This is a genomic window from Cellulomonas denverensis (assembly GCF_012396125.1).
In the GTDB taxonomy this organism is placed as follows: domain Bacteria; phylum Actinomycetota; class Actinomycetes; order Actinomycetales; family Cellulomonadaceae; genus Cellulomonas; species Cellulomonas denverensis.
Window position 1 is genome coordinate 96,024 of the sequence record NZ_JAAXOX010000004.1, and the last position, 20,378, is coordinate 116,401.

Here is a 20,378-nt window from a genome sequence, read left to right on the forward strand (position 1 = left end):
CCCACCGTGGGGAGCCGGGCCGTTCGCGTGTGGCGTCAGTGCGCGGCGGCGTAGGCCTCGCGGATCTCGGCGGAGATGCGACCCCGCTCGGAGACCTCGTAGCCGTTCTCCTTCGCCCAGGCCCGGACGTCGCCGGCGTCGCTGGACCGGCGCGGGCGCGCGGACCCGGAGGACGAACCACCCCGGCTGCCACGGCCGCTCACCTTGCGTGCGTGACCCACCCAGGTGCCGAAGGCGTTCCGCAGTTCGGCGGCGTGCTCCGCGGACAGGTCGATCTCGTACTGCACACCGTCGAGCGCGAACGTGACGGTCTCCTCCGCGGTGCCACCGTCGATGTCATCGACCAGCAGAACCTGAACCTTCTGTGCCATGTCGTCCTCCAGGATCATTCATGCGGCCGCCGACCCCCAGAAAAGCGGCAGACGATCTGTCCCGCGAAAGCATGCACGCTCCGGAGCCGCCCGTCAAAGCGTGGCGCCGAATTCTCATGACCCTTTGAGCGATTGCGATCATTCGCGGTGCGATGACGACCCGTCATCCTCTGACGTGACAGCGGCGCGCTCGGCGGCGTCCATCCGCGCCAAAGCGGCACGTTCGGTGCGGTCCGCGTTCATCAACGCGCGGATCGCCACCCAGAAGATGATCCCCACCCCGAGCGAGGGGATGATCGCGGCGAGGGCGGGCAGCAGATTCATGTCAGCAGAATATGCCTCGATCAGGACTGCGGCTTGACCAGGGGGAACAGGATGGTCTCCCGGATTCCGGCACCGGTCAGGGCCATCAGCAGGCGGTCGATGCCCATGCCCATCCCACCCGTGGGCGGCAGGGCGTACTCCATCGCGGTGAGGAAGTCCTCGTCCACCCGCATCGCCTCCTCGTCACCGGCCGCGGCCAGCAGCGCCTGCGCCTCGAACCGCCGGCGCTGGATCACCGGGTCCACCAGCTCCGAGTACGCGGTGGCCAGCTCGAAGCCGCGCACGTACAGGTCCCACTTCTCCACCACGCCGTGGATGCTGCGGTGGTCGCGGGTCAGCGGGCTGGTGTCGAGCGGGAAGTCCCGCACGAAGGTCGGCGCGTACAGGTGGTCGCCGATCAGGTGCTCGAACAGGCTCTCGACCAGCTTGCCGTGGGTGACATTCTTCGGATCCAGGGCGATCTCGAACCGGTCGGCGAATGCCTGCAACCGCTCCACGGTGGTCTCGGGCGTGATCTCCTCCCCGAGCGCCTCGGACAGCGCCGGATACATGCTGACCTGCGCCCATTCCCCGCCCAGGTCGTACTCCGTGCCGTCCGGCAGCGTGACCAGCGTGGAACCGAGGGCGTCCAGGGCGGCGGTCTGCACCAGGTCCTGGGTCAGCGCCGCCATCGTGTCGTAGCTGCCGTACGCCTCGTAGGCCTCCAGCATCGCGAACTCCGGCGAATGTGTGGAATCCGCGCCCTCATTGCGGAAGTTCCGGTTGATCTCGAACACCCGCTCCAGACCGCCGACCGCCGCCTCCTTGAGGAACAGCTCGGGGGCGATCCGCAGGTACAGATCGATGTCGAAGGCGTTCATGTGCGTGACGAACGGGCGCGCCGCCGCACCACCGGGCTGGGTCTGCAACATCGGGGTCTCCACCTCGATGAAGTCCCGGCGGTGGAAGTTCTCCCGCAGCGAGCGCACCACCTGGGCCCGGCGGCGGACCATGTCGCGGGCGGCCGGGCGGACGATCAGGTCGACGTAGCGCTGGCGGACCCGCAGTTCCTCGGACAGCTCCGGGCCGCCCTCCTCACCCTTGGCGTACAGGTTCGGCAGCGGGCGCAGCGACTTGGCGGCCAGCTGCCAGGAATCGGCCATCACCGACAGCTCGCCCCGCCGGGAGGACACCACCGTGCCGTGCACGAACAGGTGGTCGCCCAGGTCGACATCGGACTTGAACGCGGCCAGCCGCTCCTCGCCGACATTGGCCAGGCTCAGCATCGCCTGCAGCCGGTTGCCCTCGCCGTCCTGCAGGGTGGCGAAGCACAGCTTGCCGGTGTTGCGCAGGAAGACCACCCGGCCGGCCACGCCGACCACGTCCTCGGTCTCCTGGCCCGGCTCCAGGTCGGGGTGCGCGGCCCGGACCTGGGCGATGGTGTGGGTACGCGGGACGCCGACCGGATAGGCCTGCTGGCCCTCGGCGAGCAACCGGTCGCGCTTCTCGCGCCGGACCCGCATCTGCTCGGGGATGTCGGTGGCAGCGGGGGCGGCGGGCGTGTCAGTCACGCGGGCGATCCTATCGAGCGTTCGGCGCCGGACAGACGTCAGGCCCGGCACCCACGGATGGGCGCCGGGCCTGATCGGCCGGGCAGGGTCAGACCTGCTGCGGGGTGAGCGTGAAGCCCGGACCGCCGGAGACGGTCGGGTCCGCGTCCAGCTGCAGGTCGGACAGGGCGGGCGAGGTCGACTGCGACACGAACACGGTCGCGCCGCCGGCGTCGATCACGTCGTCACCCGGGGCGGCCTCGGGCACCAGGGCGAGCTCGAAGCTGCCCGCCTGCTGCTCGGACTCCGCGATGCGCAGCCCACCCGAGTCGGGCAGGCCCGCACGCTCGGTCAGGTCACGGACGGCAGTGCTGGCGTTCTCGGTCAAGGTGAGCACGGGGGCTCCTCTCGTTGCCGGGTCGGGCCGTCCCCCAGGGGGTGCGACCTTCGGACCACTCCACCGTCGCCAGGGGCCGGGGGGCGGTGCAAGCCGGTGTCCGCTGGGCAAGATCCCCGGTGTCCGCCCAGCGTCCCCCGGTCGACAGGTGGCGCGCGGTGCGGTTCGCTCAGCGTCCGCCGGTGCCGGGATCGACCGGGTTGGACCGGATCGAGCGACGGCGCGGCGGGTCCGGCGGGGTGTCCGGCTCCTGGTCAGCGGGCTGGGGCTCCGGGTCGGCGGGCACGGCGGGGAGCACCGCGGTGCCCTGGTCCGCGGCCGTGCTGGCCGGGGTCGGGGCGGAGGAGTCGTCCCAGGACTTCTTTTCCTGGCGGACCGGGGGCAGCTGCTCGGTCGGCGGCGCCGGCGGCGGGGTCGCGCCGGGGGTGGGGGCCGGTCCCGGTGCGGCGGTGTCATCGACGGCGGGGGCCTCGGCCGAGGGTTGGGACGCTCCGGGTGCGTTCGGCCCAGCGACGGTTCCGGTCTCCCCCGGGTCCGCGACGCCCAGTCGCGCGACCGGCTGCTCCGCGTCCGGCACCGGCAGCACCAGCCGGTCGGTGTCCGCGAACGACGGCACCTGGCCCGACCCGGCGGTCCGGCGCGGGGCGGTCGGCGCGGCAGCTTCCTCGACCGCCGGCTGCTCACCGGAGCGCTCCGCCACGTCCGCGGCGTGCTCCTCCCGCTCGTCGATCACGTCCTGGCCCGGCCCGGCGAAGGACCGCGAGCGCTCCATCGCCGCCACGCTGCCGGTGAACAGGCGGGCGTCCTGCGGCATCCCGGCGGTGGCCGGGTCGGGTGCGGTGACCGGGGCCGGGGTGGTGGACCGGGTGATCGTCTCCAGCCGGGTGCGCGGCAGGCCCTCCGGGGCGTGCGCCTGCAACCAGGCGACCAGCCCCTCCCGCAGGTAGCAGCGCAGGTCGAACAGGGTCGGGGCGTCCACCGCGGAGGCGAGCGCCCGCAGCCGGACCATGCCGTTCACCGCGTCGGTGACCTGCAGGATGCCGACCCGGCGGTCCCACAGGTCGGTGTCCGCCAGCAGCCGGTTCAGTTCGGCGCGCATCCCGTCCACCGGCACCTGCCAGTCCACGTCCAGCTCGACGGTGCCCAGCAGCTCGGCGGCGCGGCGGGTCCAGTTCTCGAACGGGGTCTGGGTGAAGTAGGTCGACGGCAGGATCAGCCGCCGGTCGTCCCAGACGTGCACCACCACATAGGTCAGGGTGATCTCCTCGATCCGGCCCCACTCCTCCTCGACGATCACCACGTCGTCCACCCGGATCGCGTCGGTGAAGGCCAGCTGCAACCCGGCGAAGACGTTCGCCAGCGAGCTCTGCGCGGCAAGACCGGCGACGATCGACAGCACACCGGCCGACGCCAGCAGGCTGGCCCCGAAGGCGCTCACACCGGGGAAGGTCAGCAGCACCGCGGCCACCGCGATCACCACCAGCGCCGCCACCGTGATCCGGCGCAGCAGCTGGATCTGGGTGCGCACCCGGCGGGCGTGCCGGTTGTCCCGGACATCGACCCGGTACCGGCTGAGCGCGGCGTCCTCGATCACGAAGGCGAGCGAGCCGACCAGCCAGGTCCCGGTGCCGATCAGGGCGATCAGCAGCACGTGCTGGACCGCGCCCAGCCAGTCCGAGTCCCGCCAGGTCGCGGCCGGGACCGACACCCGCAGGGCGATCCAGACCGCGATCACCACCAGCACCGCACGCAACGGGTGCCGGGCACGACGGGCCAGGTCGCCGGCGATCACCGACTTGGTGGCCAGGGTCCGCACCAGCAGTTTGACCAGCCAGGCGGCGAGCAGGGCCAGAACGACGGCGCCGGCCACCGCGAGCAGCGGGACCAGCACCTGTCCGGCGTCAGAAGTCTCTTCAGTCACCGCCCCATCCGAGCACGCGACCCGCCGGCCCTCCACCGCTGCGACAGACCTTCGCGGCATCCCCACATGCGGGTCACGGCCGCCCGGGTCACGATGAGCGCTCATCGACAGCGGAGGTCACGCATGCCGGTCAGTCGTTCCCCGCGGGTCTGCGTGATCGCGCCGACCCCGATCCTCACCCTCACGATCGAGTCCGGCTCCCAGGACCAGGACACCGAGCTGCACGTCCACCCCGGCGGCCAGGGGCTATGGGTGGCGCGGATGGCCTACTCCCTGGGCGCTGACGTGGTGCTGTGCGGCCCGTTCGGCGGCGAGACCGGCACCGTGCTGGCCCACCTGGCCGAGAAGGAGAACCTGCGGGTGCGGGCGATCGGCACCGCCGGGTCGAACGGCGCCTACCTGCACGACCGGCGCGGCGGCGAGCGGCAGGAGCTGGCGTTCATGCCACCGTCCCGGCTGGACCGGCACGAGATCGACGACCTGTACGGCACCGCGCTGGTGGAGGCGTTGGACGCCGACGTCTGCGTGATCACCGGGGCGTTCCCGGCGCGGGTGCTGCCCGGGTCGTTCTTCGGGCGGCTGGTCGGCGACCTGCGCGCCGCCGGGATCAAGACCGTGGCCGATCTGTCCGGTGATGCCGCCCGGGAGGCGGTGAACGCCGGGGTGGACGTGCTCAAGATGTCGCACTCCGAGCTGGTGGAGGCCAAGCTGGCCGAGGACGACTCGGTGCCGGCGCTGCGGGACGGTGCCCGGCGGCTGATCCACCCCCGCGGCGACGCCCAGGGGGTGCGTGCGGTGATGGTGTCCCGGGCGGCCGACCCGGCGCTGCTGGTGACCGCCGCGCACGTCCGGGAGGTGGTCGCCCCGGTGGTGACCACGGTGGACCACCGCGGGGCCGGGGACTCGATGACCGCCGGGATCGCGGTGGCGGTCGGCCGGGGCCTGGCGATGACCGAGGCCGCCCGGCTGGGTGCGGCGGCAGGGGCGCTGAACGTGACCCGGCGCGGGCTGGGCACCGGGCACCGGGAGCAGATCGAGCGGTTCGCCGAGCAGATCAGCGTCAACGACGTGGACGAGGACGGGAGGGACACCGGTGCGGATTCTGGTGACCAATGACGACGGGATCGAGGCCGAGGGGCTGGCCGTGCTGGCCCGGGTGGGACTGGCGGTGGGCGCCGAGGTGATGGTGGCCGCGCCCGCCCGGGACTCCTCGGGTGCCGCGGCCTCCCTGCTGGGCGCCGAACAGGACGGCCGGCTGGTGGTGGACCGGCACGACGCGCCCGGGCTGCCGGAGGGGGTGCCGTCCTTCGCGGTGCGGGCCGCCCCGGCGATGATCGCCTTCGTCGCCGCCCACGGTGGCTTCGGCCCGAAGCCGGACTTCGTGCTGTCCGGGGTGAACCGGGGCGCCAACACCGGGCATGCGGTGCTGCACTCCGGCACCGTCGGCGCCGCGCTGTCCGCCAACACCCACGGCATCCGCGGGCTCGCGGTCTCCCTGGCCGACGCCCGCCCGCAGCACTGGGCCACCGCCGAGCTCTACACCGAGCACGTGCTGCGCTGGCTGCTGGACCGCGAACGGCTGCCGAACCACGTGGTCAACCTCAACGTGCCGGACCTGCCGCCGGAGCGGGTCCGCGGGCTGCGCAAGGCCCCGCTGGCGTCCTTCGGTGCAGTGCAGGCCCGGATCCGGGAGGTCGAGCACGGCAATCTGATGCTGACCTACCAGGAGAACTCCGCCACCCAGGAGCCGGACACCGACGCCGGCCTGCTGGCCCGCGGCTGGGCGACCGTGACCCTGCTGCACGCCCCGGCGTTCGAGGCCGGGGCCGAACTCCCGGAACTGGCTGACCCGCTGCCGGGCTGACCGCCCGAGCTCAGCCCTTCGCGCCCCGCGCCGTCCGCCGCGCACACCGCTCGCGACCCGCACTCGTACTCGGACCCGCACGCCGAGAGTGCACGAATGCACGCTTCAGGCCATGTGAGGCGTGCATTCGTGCACTCTCGACGACGCAGGCGCAGGAAGGCGGGCGCGGGCGGGCGGGCGCGGTCGGGCGAGCCGGCGCAGACAGCGCGGGCGGGCGGGCGCAGACAGCGCGAGCCCGCGCAGCCTCCCGGCGTCAGGTCAGGGCGATGGCGATCAGCAGCATCGTGACCGCGAAGCCCACCACCAGGTTCAGCCAGAGGAAGGTCCGCCAGCCCGCGTTGGCCCGTTCGCAGTCGTCGTCATCGACCCGCCAGAACCGGGCGGTGCTGACCGCGTAGGGCAGCGGCAGCAGGGCGGCGAGCACCCCGGGCCAGGGCTGCACCAGCAGGACGGCGGCGGCGAGCAGGTAGCCGGTGGTGGCGGCCACCACGGTGCGGTGCGCGCCCAGGACGGTGGCAACCGAGCCGATCCCGCCCGCCCGGTCGGCGCGCACGTCCTGCACCGCTCCGAAGGCGTGCGAGCTCATCCCCCACAGCACGAAGGCGACCAGCACCGGCCAGGTGGTGCGGGCGGTCAGCGGGGCGCCGGCCAGCACCAGGGCGTACAGCAGCGGCCCGGCGAAGTGCAGCGCGGAGGTCGCCGAGTCCAGCACCGGGCGCTCCTTGAACCGCAGCACCGGGGCCGAGTACGCGACCACCAGGAAGACCACCAGCGCCAGCACCAGCCCGGCGGCGAGCGACCCCAGCGCCAGCAGCACCGCGATGAACGGCACCGTCCCGGCCACCGCGGCCCACAGGATCCGCGGGTGCGCACTCCGGTCGGCCAGCGCACCCTCGATGCCGCCCTTGCGCGGGTTCGCCAGGTCGGAGGCGTAGTCGAAGACGTCGTTCACGCCGTACATCAGCAGGTTGTACGGGATCAGGAAGAACAGCGTGCCGACGATCAGCGCCGCGTCGATCCGGCCGCCGGTGGCCATCAGGTACCCGGCGGCGAACGGGTAGGCGGTGTTGATCCAGGAGAACGGCCGGGAGGCGGCCAGGACGTCCTTCACGCGGCGGTCTCCGATCGGCGGCGGTCGTCGCGGGCGGCCAGCACGGTCCACAGCACCGGCATCGCCAGGGCGGCGGCGATCGCGTAGGCGAAGTCCTCCAGCGGTGCGCCCCACAGGTACACGCCGAGGATCTTGCCCGGGTCGAAGACGTACAGGTCGGCGGCGATCATCAGGGTGTCGAAGATCATCGTGAGCAGGCACAGGTGGAAGGCGGTCCACACCAGCGCCCCGGCCCGCCGCCGGCGCAGCACCCGCCAGGACACCGCGACCAGCACCGCCAGCACCAGCAGGTTCAGCACGATGTTGGTCATCGGTCCTCCTCCTGCCGGTACCGCTCCCGCAGGGCGGCCTGCCGGTCGAACCAGCGCCAGGCCAGCAGCGCCACGTAGCAGAGCAGGGTGAGGAACACCGCCTCCTCGACCGGCAGGTCCGGGGCGAGCAGCAGCCCGGTCATGTGCGGGCTCTCCCCACGGGCGAAGATGCCGAGCAATAGTCCGGCCACGTCCCAGAGCAGGAACCCGGCCACGCCGATGACCAGGCAGATCGCGGTGCGCCGCGGGTGCGCCCAGAACGCCAGCCGGAACCGGCGGTCGATCAGGGCCAGGCCGCCGAGTGAGACCAGCAGCGCGCCGAGGTAGGCCAGGCCGGTCAGGTCCACTGCCACACACCCCGCGGCCGGGCGGCATCCAGGTAACCGGGGCGCAGTGGGGTGGGCAGCGGGGTCGGCGAGGTCTCGCCCAGCAGTCGCTTGGCAACCAGCTCGGCGCTGATCAGGCACATCGGCAGACCGACGCCCGGCACGGTCCCGGCCCCGGTGTAGAGCAGGTTCGGCACGGTGGGCGACAGGTTGCCCGGCCGGAACATCGCGCTCTGCGCCAGGGTGTGCTCCATGCCGAGGGCGGTGCCGCGCCAGGCGGAGAAGTCCCGGGCGAAGTCCGCCGGCCCGACCACCCGCCGGGTCACCACCCGCGAGCGCAGTCCGTCGATGCCCGCCCAGTCGCCCACCTGGTCAAGGAACCGGTCCGCGTAGCCGTCCAGGTCGGTCAGCCCGGGGTCGGCGGGGAACGGCACCAGCACGAACACCGTCTCGTGCCCGGGCGGGGCGGCGTTCGGGTCGGTGGCGGTGGTCCGGGACACGTACAGCGAGGCCGGCTCCGGCACCCGCAGCTCCGGCCCGAGGATCGCGTCGAAGTTGCCCGGCCAGTCCCGGGTGAAGAACAGCGAGTGGTGCGCCAGCTCCGGCAGCGGACCGCGGACGCCGGCCATGATCAGCAGCGCCGAGATCCCCGGTCCCCGGTCGGTCCACCACGATTCCGGGCGGGCGCTGTGCTCGGCGGGCAGCAGCGCGGTCTCGGTGTGGAAGACATCGGCGGCGGAGACCACCAGGTCCGCTGGCAGCAGCTCGCCGGAGGCCAGCCGGACGCCGCGGGCGGTGCCGGTCCGCCGCGGGTGGCGCAGGTCGCGGGGGGCCGGATCGACCTCGATGCCGGTCACATCGGCGCCGGTGCGGATCTGCACGCCCTGGGCCCGGGCGATCCGTTCGATCGCCTCGATCAGGGTGTACATCCCACGGCGCGGGTAGAGCACGCCGTCGACCAGGTCCAGATGGCTCATCAGCGAATACAGCGCCGGTACCCGGTAGGGCGAACTGCCCAGGAAGACCGCGTGGTACCCGAGCATCTGCCGGATCACCGGGTGGTCGGTGGTGCGGGCGATCCGGTCGGCCAGCGTCCGGCTGAGCAGGCCGGCCAGGGTGCCGGAGCGGCGCAGCACGTCGGCCGACAACGCGCGGTCCGGCCGGGCGAAGGTGGTGTACAGGAAGTGGTCCAGCGCGGTGCGGTACGCCGCCGAGGACTGCGCCGCATACTCGCGCACCGCTGCCCCAGCACCCGGTTCCATCGACTCGAACAGCGCCCAGGCCTGCTCCGGGTCGGCGGGCAGCTCCACCGGTCGTGCCGGCCCGGGGCCGTCGGGCTCGGAGAACAGCCGGTAGGCCGGGTCGAGCCGCACCAGGTCCAGATGGTCGGCGGTGCGCTCGCCGAACAGCGCGAAGAAGTGGTCGAAGACCTCGGGCATGAAGTAGAACGACGGCCCGGTGTCGAAGCGGAAGCCGTCCTGTTCCCAGGTCCCGGCCCGGCCGCCCACCCGGTCCTGGCGTTCCAGCAGCGTCACCTCGGCGCCGCCGCGGGCCAGCAGGGCGGCGGTCGCCAGGCCACCGATGCCGCCGCCGATCACGATCACCCGGCCGCTCACCGGCCACCTCCGCTCAGTTCGCCGGCCAGGGTCCGGCCGAGCACGATCAGTTTGCGTGGCGTACTCACCCGTACCCGCCGCTCCCGGACCTGTTCCGGCGGCAGCTCGGCCAGCTGGGTGAGCAGCCGGTCGTACAGCCCGAGGGTCACCGCCACCGCGGCGCGCGGCCGGGCGGGCAGTGCGGGCAGCGAGCGCCGGGCCCGGTCCACATCCGCGGTGATGTCGGCCAGGATCGCAGCGTACTGCTGCTGGTCGGGGCCCCGGTCGCCCACCCCGGGGAAGTACCGGCGGCCCAGCTCGTCGGTGTCGGCGGCCAGGTCGCGCAGGAAGTTCACCTTCTGGAACGCGGCGCCGAGGGCCCGGGCACCGGCCACCGTGTCCGGGTCGGCGGTGCGCAGCGGGTCGCCGGGGCGACGGTCGGCGTTGAGGAACACCGCCAGGCACATCAGCCCGACCACCTCCGCGGAGCCGTAGATGTACCGGCGGTAGGAGTCCTCGTCGTGCACCCGGATCGTCAGGTCGGCCCGCATCGAGGCGAAGAACGGGTCGATCAGCTCCGCGCCGATCCCGACCCGGCGGGCGGTCCGGGCGAAGGCGTGCACCACCAGGTTGGTCGACCAGCCGGTGACCAGGGCCCGGGCGACCTGCCCCGCCAGCTCGTCCAGCGCCTGCGCCGCGTCCGCACCGCCCCGGGTGTCCACCACCTCGTCCGCGATCCGGACCAGCGCGTACACCGCCTCGATGTCCCGGCGCTGGCGCACGGGCAGCACCCGGGAGCCCAGCCCGAAGGAGGTCGAGTACCCGGCGAGCACCTCGTGACAGGACCGCGCGGCCGTGCGGTGGTACAGCGCGAGGGCACGGGCCCGGGCGGAGTCGTCTGCGGTCACGCTGCCAGCATCCGGGTCAGACCGGTCAGATAGTCGGCCAACTCGCCGGGCAGCCCGGCACTCACCGCGGTCCGGGCCCGGTCGATCGCCGCCGCGCGCACCTGCTGGGCCTGGTGCAGCGCCCCGCAGTCCCGGATCACCGCGCGCAGCCGGGCGGCTCCCGCCTCGTCCAGGTCCGGGCGACCGAGGTGCCGGTCCAGCACCCGGCGTCCGGCCGGATCGGCGCGCAGGAAGGTCAGCCGCAGCAGCTCGGTGCGCTTGCCCTCGCGCAGGTCGCTCAGCGTCGACTTGCCGGTCAGCGCCGGGTCGCCGAACACCCCGAGCTCGTCGTCCAGCAGCTGGAAGGCCACCCCGAAGGCGGTGCCGAACCGGTCCAGCACCCCGATGGTCCCGTCGTCCGCCCCGGCCAGGATCGCGCCCACCGCCAGCGGCGTGCAGCAGGAGTAGACCGCGGTCTTGAGCTCGGCCACCCGCAGCGCATCCACCTCGGCCGGGCCGGACAGCGCCCCGGTGACGTCCAGCAGTTCTCCGGCGACCGTGGTGTCCACCGACTCGGTCATCGTGCGCAGCACCCGCAGGGCAACCTCGGGGGCGATCGGGGCGGTGGTGACCAGCCCGAGGGCGGCGACCAGCGCCACGTCCCCGCCGAGCACGCCGACCGCGAGCACCTGGTCGTCGGCGGCCCGGCCGGTGATCCCGGCGCCCGCCAGCCGGTGCCGGGCGGTGCCGGTGACATTCGGGCGGCCGCGACGGGTCTCGTCGTGGTCGAGCAGGTCGTCGTGCACCAGCATCGCGGTGTGCAGCAGCTCCTGGGCGGCGGCCACGGGTGCGGCGGCGGCCGGGTCCGCTCCGCCGAGACCGAGGTAGGCGGCCAGGGTGAACCGGGGGCGCATCAGCCGCCCGCCGATCTGCTCGCCGAGTGCCCGCCAGAGTGCGGCGTGCACCGGCGCGAGGTCACGGGCCCGGCTGCGGCGGAGGTCGACCTGCTCGGCGAGGCCGGCGCGGACCAGCTCCATCCCCTGCTCGACCCGGCGCCCGAACGGGACCACCAGGTCGCTGGGGAGCCGCGTGCCCACGGGGGGTGTCTCGGTGCGGTGCATCGGGGCCCTCCTGCGGTCGCGGCAGATCCTCAGCATACTGAGCACCTGCCGACCCGCCACTGCACGACGGGTGCACGCACTCTCCCTCACCGTCGGCGATCCCACGACCGGAATCCGGAAACTCACACAAACCACCGTGTTCGAACACGAACCACCATCTGTGCGCTAGGCTGGCGACATGACGTGGATGGTGACGGGTGGTGCCGGGTACATCGGGTCGCACGTGGTGCGGGCATTCCGCGAGGTGGGCATCCCCGCCGTCGTGCTGGACGACCTGTCCTCCGGTCACCCCGAGTTCGTCCCGGCGGACGTGCCCTTCGTCCGCGGCTCGATCCTGGACACCGCACTGGTCACCGAGGCCCTGACCCAGCACGGCGTCACCGGCGTGGTACACCTGGCCGGGTTCAAGTACGCCGGGGTCTCGGTCCAGCGCCCGCTGCACACCTACGAGCAGAACGTCACCGGCACCGTGCACCTGCTGGCCGCGATGGCCGAGGCCGGGGTCGACCGGATGGTCTTCTCCTCCTCCGCCGCGGTCTACGGCACCCCGGACGTCGACCTGGTCACCGAGGACACCCCGACCGCGCCGGAGTCGCCCTATGGCGAGTCCAAGCTGATCGGCGAATGGCTGCTGCGCGACCAGGCCCGCGCCACCACGCTGCACCACACCTCGCTGCGCTACTTCAACGTGGTCGGCTCCGGGTCCCCGGACCTGGCCGACACCAGCCCGCACAACCTGTTCCCGCTGGTGCTGGACGCGCTGGCCGAGGGCCGGACGCCGCGGATCAACGGCGACGACTACGCCACCCCGGACGGCACCTGCGTGCGCGACTACGTGCACGTGGCCGACCTGGCGACCTCGCACGTCGCGGCCGCCCGGGCGCTGACCGAGGGCCGCGAGCTGCGCCCGGTGTACAACCTGGGCTCCGGCGACGGCGTCTCGGTCCGGGAGATCATGTCCGCGATGGCGGCCGGCACCGGGATCGACTTCACCCCCGAGATCGCCCCGCGGCGCGCCGGTGACCCGGCCCGGATCGTGGCCTCCGGCGAGGCGGCGGCCCGCGACCTGGACTGGCAGATGCGGCACAGCCTGACCGAGATGGTCTCCAGCGCCTGGCAAGCCCGCCAGGCCCGCGGGAACTAGCGGCCCAGCCGGGACAGCGCCTCGGCCATCACGTCCTCGGAGCCGGCGTAGATCCCGTGCTCGCGCGGCCAGTGCACCACCACGTCGCTGAATCCGAGCTCGGCGGCCCGCTGCACGCCCTCGACCAGCAGCTCCGGCGACTCCAGGGAGTACCGCGGCGCACCGTCCAGGCTGAGGTACATCGGCGGCACCGGCCCGATCGGCTCGGCCACCTCGCGGAACTGCTCGACCAGCTCCGCCAGCCCGGCCCACCACGCCTCCTGGTCGCCCTCCCCCGCGGCGAACGCCGGGCCGAAGGTCGCCCAGCCCTGGCCGTACCGGGCGGCGACCGCCATCGCCCGCGGACCGTTGGCCGCCACCACGAACGGCGTGCGCGGCCGGGCCAGGGTGCCCGGGATCATCCGGGCCTGGTGCGCGGTGTAGAACTCACCCTGGTGCTCGGTCACCGGCTGGCTCAGCAGGGCGTCCAGCAGCGGCACGAACTCCTCGAACCGCCGGGTCCGCTCCCCCCGGGTCGGCGCCTCGCCCAGCACCGACGCGTCCACCCCGGTGCCGCCGGCGCCCAGGCCGAGCAGGAACCGGCCGCCGGAGATGTCGTCCAGCCCCATCACGTCCTTGGCGAACGGCACCGGATGCCGGAAGTTCGGCGACGCCACCCAGGTGCCCAGGCCGATCCGCTCGGTGACCGCGGCCGCGGCGGCCAGCAGCGGGACGGTGGCGAACCACGGCTCGTCGGCCAGCGAGCGCCAGGCCAGGTGGTCGTAGGTCCACGCATGGTCGAAGCCGTACTCCTCGGCTCGCTGCCAGAGCGCGCGGGACTGCGACCAGCGCTGCTGCGGGAGGATGACGACGCCGAGGCGGGTGCGGGTGCTCATGGGGTCGAGGCTACGACCAGCCCAGGTCGTGCAGGCGCTGGTCGTCGATGCCGAAGTGGTGGGCGATCTCGTGCACGACGGTGATCGCCACCTCCTCCACCACGTCCTCCCGGGTCTCGCAGATCGCCAGGGTCGGGTTGCGGAAGATGGTGATCCGGTCCGGCAGCGATCCGGCGGCCCAGAACCCGTCCCGCTCGGTCAGCGGGGTGCCCTCGTACAGCCCGAGCAGCTCCGGGTCCTCGGGCGGCGCGTCGTCCTCCACCAGCACCACGACGTTGTCCATCTGGGCGGTGAGCGACTCGGGCACCAGGTCCAGCCCATCGCTCACGGCCAGCTCGAACTCGGCCCGGGACATCTCCACCACCCGGCCATTGTGGCCGATTTTGGAGTTCGGCCCGACAGCACGTAAGCTTCATCTCGGTCTGAAGACGCCTCGACGTCAGGGGCGGCTCTGCGCCCCCATCGTCTAGCGGCCTAGGACCCCGCCCTTTCACGGCGGTAGCACGGGTTCGAATCCCGTTGGGGGTACGGCTCGTGTGTGTGGAAGTATGGAGTACGAAGGTCTCTTCACGAGGCCCCGTGGCGCAGTTGGTTAGCGCGCCGCCCTGTCACGGCGGAGGTCGCGGGTTCAAGTCCCGTCGGGGTCGCTCGGCATCGCCGGTCGTTACATGTGACGACCGGCGTCGTCGTTCGAGGCTCTGTAGCTCAGTTGGTAGAGCGTTCGACTGAAAATCGAAAGGTCACCGGATCGACGCCGGTCGGAGCCACCGCACGAAGCCCCGCACCCCAGGTGCGGGGCTTCGTCGTTGCCGGGGTGTACCACCCAATCGGCGCCCCCTCGACACTCACCCCACCTGCGATTCCCCGTGCACGTCGGCGGCCGGGCATAGCCTCTGATCACCTCCGTGCATCAGGCGGAACCGGACAGAACACCTTCACTCGACAGGGGCCGAGATGACGCAGCAGAGCCAGCACGGTCGTCGGCGTGCGGTCGGAGGCCTGCGCCCCGACGACGTGACCTCGACCGGCGCGATCCCCGCCGTGTTCGCGGTCACCGCCAAGCAGGCGGCCGCCGTGCGGGACTCGCTGGCCGAGCGCGCGATCGCCGCCCGGGCCGCGGTGGACGCCGGGCACACCGACGCCGCCCTGCTGGCCGGTCAGGCCGAGGAGGCACTGCGCGAGGTCGAGCGGTACGTGGACCACGGCGGCGGTCTGTCCGACGGGCTGGTCGAGCTGCTGGCCGAGCTGGACATCGTCCTGGTGCCGCTGCGGCCGGCGATGCGGACCGCCTGACCCCGAGGCACCTGCCCCCGGGACCGGCCGGCTCAGCCCAGCGCGGCCACCGCGTCCTCGACCACCCGGCACGGATCGCGGTCCGCGCCCAGGTCACGGGCACCCTGGGCCGCCCGCCGCAGCAGCGCACACAGCTCGGCCCGCTCCTGCTCGCCCAGCGCGGCCAGGGCGTGGTCCTCGGCCCCACCCACCACGGCCTCGCACTCGGCCAGTCGCCGCGCGCCGTCCTCGGTGAGCACCACCCGGCGCTGCCGCCGGTCCTGCGGGTTCGGGCGCCGCTCCACCAGTCCGGCCGCCGCCAGGTCGTCGATCAGGTAGGTCATCACCGTGCGGTCGATGCCCAGGTCGGCGGCGAGCGCGAGCTGGCTGTCGTGCCGGCCGGTGGACACCGCGTGCAGCACCTGGAAGCCCCGGAACCCGTGCGGGAGGCTGTCCAGCGCGGAGCCGAGCGCCACCTGGTACCCGCGCAGCAGCACCCCGAGCGACCAGCCGAGGTCCGTGCGGCGGTCGGATGTCTGCGGGTCCATCCTGGAATCGTAGGCAGCACCCGCCGGTTGAGCCAATCGTCTGCAATGCATACGATCGGCGACACCGCCTACCTGGAGACCTGATGACCGACTACGGACACGACCTGCTGTTCGGCACCTTCCTGACCCCGAGCGCCGCCGCCCCGGAGCGGGTGGTCGCCCTCGCACAGCAGACCGAGCGGGCCGGCCTCGACCTGGTCACCTTCCAGGACCACCCCTACCAGCCGGGCTTCCTGGACACCTGGACCCTGCTGAGCTGGGTCGGCGCGGTCACCTCCCGGGTCACACTGGCCCCGAATGTGGCCAACCTGCCGCTGCGACCGCCCGCCGTGCTGGCCCGCGCGGTGGCCAGCCTGGACCGGCTCACCGGCGGCCGGGTCGAGCTCGGTCTCGGCTCCGGCGCGTTCTGGGACGCGATCGCCGCGATGGGCGGGCCGCGCCGCACCGCCGGGCAGGGCGTCGACGCACTGACCGAGGCGATCACGGTGATCCGCGCACTCTGGGACACCGAGCAGACCGGCCGGCTCGACCTGCCCGGCGACTACTACCCGGTCGCCGGCGCCAAGCGCGGACCCGCCCCGGCCCACCCGGTCGGGATCTGGCTCGGCGCGTACAAGCCCCGGATGCTGCGCCTGACCGGCACCGCCGCGGACGGCTGGCTGCCCTCGCTCGGCTACCTGTCCAGCCTGGACGATCTGGCCGAGGGCAACCGCCGGATCGACGACGCCGCGCAGGCCGCCGGGCGACCGGTCACCGCGGTCCGCCGGCTGCTCAACCTCAACGGCCAGCTCACCGCGCGGGCCAGTGACCGGTTGCTGGTCGGTCCGCCGGAGCAGTGGGTGGAGCAGCTCGCCACGCTGGCGGTGCAGTACGGGATCAGCGGCTTCATCCTGGCCGCCGACGACCCGGCGCTGATCGACCCCTACGGCCAGGAGATCGCCCCCGCCGTGCGCGAGCTGGTGGCGGCGGCCCGATGACCGATCGCGGACTGCCGCTGCAGCTCGGCCTGCTGCTGGACGCCGACGCCGGCATCGACCCCGCCGCCCGCGCCGTGGCCGCCGAACGCGACGGACTGGACCTGGTCGCCGTGGCCGGCGGGCCGGACGACCCGTGGACGGTCGCCGCCTGGGTGGCCGCCCGGACCGGCACGCTGCGGCTGCTGGTGGAGGTCGACGCCGCCCGCCCGGCCACCGTCACCGCGCGGGCCCTGGCCGGCCTCGACCACCTGGCCGGTGGCCGGGTCGATCTGGTGCTCGCCGGGCAGGACCAGGACGAGCTCGCCGAGGCGATCGCCGTGATGCGCGGGATGTGGGCCACCGCCGACCCGACCCCGCTGCACCTGGACGGCCACCACCACCGGGCCGACGGTGCCCAGCGCGGACCGGCACCCGCCCACACCCCGGTGCTCGGCGTGCACTCCCCCGGCGCCCAGGTGCTAGCCGGACGGCAGGCGGATCTGTGGTGGGCCGACGACGACCAGACCCCGGAGGCGGCGGCCCGGGCGGCCGGACGCGACCCGGCGGAGCTGCGGATCGTCCGGACCGTCGACGCCGCCACCGGCTCCGAGGAGCTGGCCGAGCTGATCCTGGACGGGCGCGCCGACACCCTGCTGCTGCGCGGCGACCACCCGCAGTGGGCGAGCACCGTCGCACCCCGGGTCCGGGAGCTGGTCGCCGCGGCCCGCAAGCGCGCCGGCACCCGGGTCCGGCAGCCGCGCAGCTCCGCGATCCGCGCCGCCCGGCGACCCGGCATCGACTACGACGGCATCCCGGCCGCCCTGCTGGCCGACGCGGTCGAGCCCGGCGACGCCGGCTACGCCTCGGTCCGCTCGGGGTACATGCGCGGCGGGAACCCCGGGCTGGTGCTGCGGCCCGCCGACACCGCCGGGGTGGTCGCCGCGCTGCGCTGGGCCCGCACCCAGCCGGTGCCGCTGGCGGTCCGCTCCGGTGGGCACGGGATCAGCGGCCGCTCCACCAACGACGGCGGCATCGTGATCGACCTCGGCCGGCTGAACCGGATCGAGGTGCTGGACCCCGGCACCCGCTCGGTGCGGATCGGCCCCGGCGCCCGGTGGGGCGAGGTCGCCCAGGCGCTCGCACCCCACGGCTGGGCCCTGACCTCCGGCGACTCCGGTGGGGTCGGCGTCGGTGGACTGGCCACCGCCGGTGGGATCGGCTTCCTGGTCCGCGAGTACGGGCTGACCCTGGACCACCTGCGCGCGGTGGAGATCGTGCTGGCCGACGGCTCGGTGCTGCGCGCCTCCGGCACCGAGAACCCGGACCTGTTCTGGGGCGTGCGGGGCGCCGGGGCGAACCTCGGCATCGTCACCGCCTTCGAGTTCGTCGCCGACCCGGTGACCGACGTCGGCTTCGCCCAGCTGGTCTTCGACGCCACCGACCTGGAGGAGTTCCTGGTCGACTACGGAGCCCTGGTCGAGGACGCCCCGCGGGACGTCACCCCGTTCCTGCTGATGGGCCGCCCGCAGAACGGCCGGATCTACGCCCAGGTGATGGCGATGGTGGACAGCACCGACCCGGACACCGTGATCGACCGGCTGCAACCCTTCGCCCGGCTCGCACCCCTGGTCCAGCAGCAGGTGCAGCTGCTGCCGTACAGCGCCGTGGTGGTCGCCCCGGACGAGCAGCACCAGGGCGAGGGCGAGCCGGTCAGCCGCTCCGGGATGATCGAGCACCTGACCCCCGGCTTCGCCGCCGACGCCGCCGCGCTGATCCGCAGCGGGCACACCTACTTCTTCCAGATCCGGGCCGCCGGGGGCGCGGTCGCCGACGTCCCCGCCGCGAACACCGCCTACGCGCACCGGACCGCCAACTTCTCGGTGGTCGCCTTCGGCGCCAGCCGGCAACGGCTGGACCAGATCTGGGACGCGATGGCCGGCCACTTCAGCGGCATCTACTCCAGCTTCGAGACCGACCGGCGACCCGAGCGGCTGGCCGAGGTCTTCCCCGAACCCGCCCTGTCCCGCCTGCGCGAGCTCAAACGCCGCTACGACCCGCAGGACGTGTTCCGGCACAACTTCTCGGTCGCGGACCCCGCTGCGACCGCGGAGCTGCCCGGCTAACCTGTCCGGCGACCCGCCAGGGGAGGTCCGATGGAGCACGCCGCCACCGCGCGCTGGACCGTGCCCGCCGAACTCACCGCCGTCGCCACCGCCCGCGGCTGGGCCGCCCGGTTCCTGTCCGGCCACGACCTGCCCGACGACCTGGTGCACCTCGCCGAGCTGCTGGTCAGCGAGCTGGTCACCAACGCGGTCCGGCACGCCCACACCCGGGCGGTCAGCGTGACGATCACCGTCGAGCCCGAGCGGGTCCGGGTCGAGGTCCGCGACGACGACCCGCTGCCGCCCAGCCTGGTGACCGCCCGGCCCGGCGACCTCGGCGGGCGCGGCATCGGCATGCTCGCCCGGATCGGCGCGGACTGGGGCGTGACCGACCACGGGCCGGCGGGCAAGAGCGTGTGGGCGGTGCTGGCGCGGGGCTAGCCCGGACAACCGAGAACGACCGCGATCTTGTTCTCGGTTAGCCCGGTAACCGAGAATAGTGGCGTCCTCACGTCGGGAGTCGCCCATGTCTCAGCCCCACGACCCCACCGCCGGCCCGCCCGCGGTGCCGCCGCACGGCAGCGAGGTCCTCCCGTGGGCACCTAGGTCCGGCCGGCGTTCCGAGATCGTGGAGTACGCCGCCTCGATCCCGCCGCTGATCGCGGACCTGCCCCTGGTCGCCAGCGCCGACCTCCTCGCGGCCAGCCGCGCCGCGCAGATCGACATCGCCGTGCTGGAACGGACGTATGCCGGGCAGATCGCCACCCTGGAGCCGTTCCTGCTGCGCACCGAGGCGATCGCCTCGTCCCGCATCGAGGAGGAACTCACCACCGTCGACCAGCTGGCCCGCGCCCAGTACGGGATCAGCGCACCGAGGACCGCCCGCACGGTCAAGGGCGCGATCGACGGCCTCACCCTGCTGGTCGACCGCTCGACGGACGGCGTCGGCCTCGATGACATCCTCGCCGCGCACCGCCCGCTGATGGCCGACGACGCCGAGGACCGGTGGTACGCCGGACGGCTGCGGGAGATGCAGAACTGGATCGGCGGTTCGAACCGCTCGCCGGCAGGCGCAGTGCACGTCCCGCCCGAACCCGGGCGCGTTCCCGGACTGATGGCGGACCTGGTGGCCTTCATGCGGCGGACCGACATCGACCCGGTCCTGCACGCCGCGGTGGCGCACTCCCAGTTCGAGTCGATCCACCCGTTCACCGACGGCAACGGCCGCGTCGGGCGCTCGCTCATCAACGGTGTGTGGCGCTACCGCGGCGTCACGACCCGCATGGCCGTCCCGGTCGCCTCGGCGATCGTCGCCGACCGGGAGCACTACTTCGGCCTCGTCAACGACTACCGCAGCGGCGAGATCGAGCCCTTCGCCCTCTATCTCGCCCACGCCACGATCCGCGCCGCCGAGGAGGCAGCCGTATCGGCGGAACGGCTCGTGACACTGCCCGAGCGGTGGCGCGAGCAAGTCCGGCCGCGCGGGGGGTCGGCGGTCGCCGCGCTGCTGCCGATGTTGACCAGCACACCGATCGTGGACGCCCACGACGTGGCCCGGATGACCGGGGCGTCCCCGGCCCGTGCCTACGCGGCGATCGAGCGGCTGGTCGACGCGGAGGTGTTGCGCCCGATCACCCAGTCCCGGCGGGACATGGCCTGGGCGGCGGGGGACGTCCTGGACGAGGCCGACCTGATGGTGGAACGGCTCCGGCTGCGCTGACACC

At 73.5% G+C, this 20,378-nt stretch carries 22 protein-coding genes and 3 tRNA genes; 11 read left to right on the top strand and 14 right to left on the bottom strand.

Annotated elements, in window-relative coordinates:
• Positions 1-35 precede the first annotated feature (35 nt).
• The 5 genes from HGA03_RS09755 to HGA03_RS09775 form a co-directional block, all read right to left on the bottom strand.
• Positions 36-371, bottom strand: a complete 336-nt coding sequence (locus HGA03_RS09755) for a histone-like nucleoid-structuring protein Lsr2 (RefSeq protein WP_168630079.1) — start codon at positions 369-371, stop codon at positions 36-38.
• A gap of 138 nt (positions 372-509) precedes the next feature.
• Positions 510-695 carry a hypothetical protein gene (locus HGA03_RS09760; protein WP_168630080.1) on the bottom strand — a complete coding sequence of 62 codons (186 nt, stop codon included), beginning with the start codon at positions 693-695 and terminating at the stop codon, positions 510-512.
• 20 nt (positions 696-715) lie between these two features.
• Positions 716-2,197 carry a lysine--tRNA ligase gene (lysS, locus tag HGA03_RS09765; protein ID WP_168630323.1) on the bottom strand — a complete coding sequence of 494 codons (1,482 nt, stop codon included), beginning with the start codon at positions 2,195-2,197 and terminating at the stop codon, positions 716-718.
• A 136-nt stretch (positions 2,198-2,333) separates the two neighbouring features.
• Positions 2,334-2,621, bottom strand: a complete 288-nt coding sequence (locus tag HGA03_RS09770) for a hypothetical protein (protein WP_168630081.1) — start codon at positions 2,619-2,621, stop codon at positions 2,334-2,336.
• Positions 2,622-2,790: 169 nt separating this feature from the next.
• On the bottom strand, positions 2,791-4,542 hold the full coding sequence (locus HGA03_RS09775; protein ID WP_308439725.1) for a mechanosensitive ion channel family protein: 1,752 nt from the start codon (positions 4,540-4,542) through the stop codon (positions 2,791-2,793).
• 123 nt (positions 4,543-4,665) lie between these two features.
• On the opposite strand from HGA03_RS09775, the gene HGA03_RS09780 reads away from it, so the two are divergent.
• Together HGA03_RS09780 and surE are read left to right on the top strand one after the other, a co-directional pair.
• Positions 4,666-5,658, top strand: a complete 993-nt coding sequence (locus tag HGA03_RS09780) for a 1-phosphofructokinase family hexose kinase (protein ID WP_168630082.1) — start codon at positions 4,666-4,668, stop codon at positions 5,656-5,658.
• Positions 5,648-6,406, top strand: a complete 759-nt coding sequence (surE, locus tag HGA03_RS09785) for a 5'/3'-nucleotidase SurE (protein WP_239073425.1) — start codon at positions 5,648-5,650, stop codon at positions 6,404-6,406. Before HGA03_RS09780 ends, surE begins: the two co-directional genes overlap by 11 nt.
• A 253-nt stretch (positions 6,407-6,659) precedes the next feature.
• Here surE and HGA03_RS09790 read toward each other — a convergent pair whose 3' ends face one another.
• The 6 genes from HGA03_RS09790 to HGA03_RS09810 are packed head-to-tail and all read right to left on the bottom strand — an operon-like array spanning position 6,660 to position 11,733.
• Positions 6,660-7,517 carry a prenyltransferase gene (locus HGA03_RS09790; protein WP_168630084.1) on the bottom strand — a complete coding sequence of 286 codons (858 nt, stop codon included), beginning with the start codon at positions 7,515-7,517 and terminating at the stop codon, positions 6,660-6,662.
• The gene (locus HGA03_RS09795) at positions 7,514-7,828 is read right to left on the bottom strand and encodes a lycopene cyclase domain-containing protein (protein ID WP_168630085.1); all 315 of its coding nucleotides are present in this window, start codon (positions 7,826-7,828) and stop codon (positions 7,514-7,516) included. The genes HGA03_RS09790 and HGA03_RS09795 overlap by 4 nt, the downstream gene beginning before the upstream one ends.
• The gene (locus tag HGA03_RS09800) at positions 7,825-8,175 is read right to left on the bottom strand and encodes a lycopene cyclase domain-containing protein (RefSeq protein ID WP_308439724.1); all 351 of its coding nucleotides are present in this window, start codon (positions 8,173-8,175) and stop codon (positions 7,825-7,827) included. Before HGA03_RS09800 ends, HGA03_RS09795 begins: the two co-directional genes overlap by 4 nt.
• Entirely contained in the window at positions 8,166-9,770 is a 1,605-nt protein-coding gene (gene crtI / locus HGA03_RS09805) for a phytoene desaturase family protein (RefSeq protein WP_239073424.1), read from the bottom strand. The genes HGA03_RS09800 and crtI overlap by 10 nt, the downstream gene beginning before the upstream one ends.
• Complete coding sequence (locus HGA03_RS18880) at positions 9,767-10,657, bottom strand: phytoene/squalene synthase family protein (protein ID WP_239073423.1); 891 nt, start codon at positions 10,655-10,657, stop codon at positions 9,767-9,769. Before HGA03_RS18880 ends, crtI begins: the two co-directional genes overlap by 4 nt.
• Complete coding sequence (locus HGA03_RS09810) at positions 10,654-11,733, bottom strand: polyprenyl synthetase family protein (RefSeq protein WP_168630087.1); 1,080 nt, start codon at positions 11,731-11,733, stop codon at positions 10,654-10,656. Before HGA03_RS09810 ends, HGA03_RS18880 begins: the two co-directional genes overlap by 4 nt.
• Positions 11,734-11,935: 202 nt before the next feature.
• On the opposite strand from HGA03_RS09810, the gene galE reads away from it, so the two are divergent.
• Positions 11,936-12,901, top strand: a complete 966-nt coding sequence (galE, locus tag HGA03_RS09815; RefSeq protein WP_168630088.1) for a UDP-glucose 4-epimerase GalE — start codon at positions 11,936-11,938, stop codon at positions 12,899-12,901.
• On the opposite strand, the gene HGA03_RS09820 is transcribed toward galE, so the two are convergent.
• A complete protein-coding gene (locus tag HGA03_RS09820) occupies positions 12,898-13,776 on the bottom strand; it encodes an LLM class flavin-dependent oxidoreductase (protein ID WP_168630089.1) in 879 nt (292 codons plus the stop codon). The genes galE and HGA03_RS09820 overlap by 4 nt on opposite strands.
• A gap of 10 nt (positions 13,777-13,786) precedes the next feature.
• Positions 13,787-14,131 carry a metallopeptidase family protein gene (locus HGA03_RS09825; protein WP_168630325.1) on the bottom strand — a complete coding sequence of 115 codons (345 nt, stop codon included), beginning with the start codon at positions 14,129-14,131 and terminating at the stop codon, positions 13,787-13,789.
• 100 nt (positions 14,132-14,231) lie between these two features.
• Between HGA03_RS09825 and HGA03_RS09830 the strand changes: the two genes are divergently transcribed.
• The 4 genes from HGA03_RS09830 (at position 14,232) to HGA03_RS09845 (ending at position 15,069) form a co-directional block, all read left to right on the top strand.
• Positions 14,232-14,304: transfer RNA gene (locus HGA03_RS09830), tRNA-Glu, on the top strand.
• A gap of 45 nt (positions 14,305-14,349) precedes the next feature.
• Positions 14,350-14,423, top strand: a tRNA-Asp gene (locus HGA03_RS09835).
• A gap of 47 nt (positions 14,424-14,470) precedes the next feature.
• A tRNA-Phe gene (locus HGA03_RS09840) sits at positions 14,471-14,543 on the top strand.
• Positions 14,544-14,730: 187 nt separating this feature from the next.
• Positions 14,731-15,069: a hypothetical protein gene (locus HGA03_RS09845; protein ID WP_168630090.1), complete on the top strand. Its 339-nt coding sequence runs from the start codon at positions 14,731-14,733 to the stop codon at positions 15,067-15,069.
• Between the two features lie 32 nt (positions 15,070-15,101).
• Here the strand turns inward: HGA03_RS09845 and HGA03_RS09850 are convergent, their stop codons facing one another.
• Positions 15,102-15,596, bottom strand: coding sequence for a MarR family winged helix-turn-helix transcriptional regulator (locus HGA03_RS09850; protein ID WP_168630091.1), 495 nt, complete (start codon positions 15,594-15,596; stop codon positions 15,102-15,104).
• Positions 15,597-15,679: 83 nt separating this feature from the next.
• Between HGA03_RS09850 and HGA03_RS09855 the strand changes: the two genes are divergently transcribed.
• From HGA03_RS09855 to HGA03_RS09870, 4 genes are all read left to right on the top strand, one after another.
• Positions 15,680-16,573 carry an LLM class flavin-dependent oxidoreductase gene (locus HGA03_RS09855; protein WP_168630092.1) on the top strand — a complete coding sequence of 298 codons (894 nt, stop codon included), beginning with the start codon at positions 15,680-15,682 and terminating at the stop codon, positions 16,571-16,573.
• The gene (locus HGA03_RS09860; RefSeq protein WP_168630093.1) at positions 16,570-18,675 is read left to right on the top strand and encodes an LLM class flavin-dependent oxidoreductase; all 2,106 of its coding nucleotides are present in this window, start codon (positions 16,570-16,572) and stop codon (positions 18,673-18,675) included. Before HGA03_RS09855 ends, HGA03_RS09860 begins: the two co-directional genes overlap by 4 nt.
• A 30-nt stretch (positions 18,676-18,705) precedes the next feature.
• Complete coding sequence (locus HGA03_RS09865) at positions 18,706-19,095, top strand: ATP-binding protein (RefSeq protein ID WP_168630094.1); 390 nt, start codon at positions 18,706-18,708, stop codon at positions 19,093-19,095.
• Positions 19,096-19,180: 85 nt separating this feature from the next.
• A complete protein-coding gene (locus HGA03_RS09870; RefSeq protein WP_168630095.1) occupies positions 19,181-20,374 on the top strand; it encodes a Fic family protein in 1,194 nt (397 codons plus the stop codon).
• The last annotated feature ends 4 nt before the right edge of the window (positions 20,375-20,378 follow it).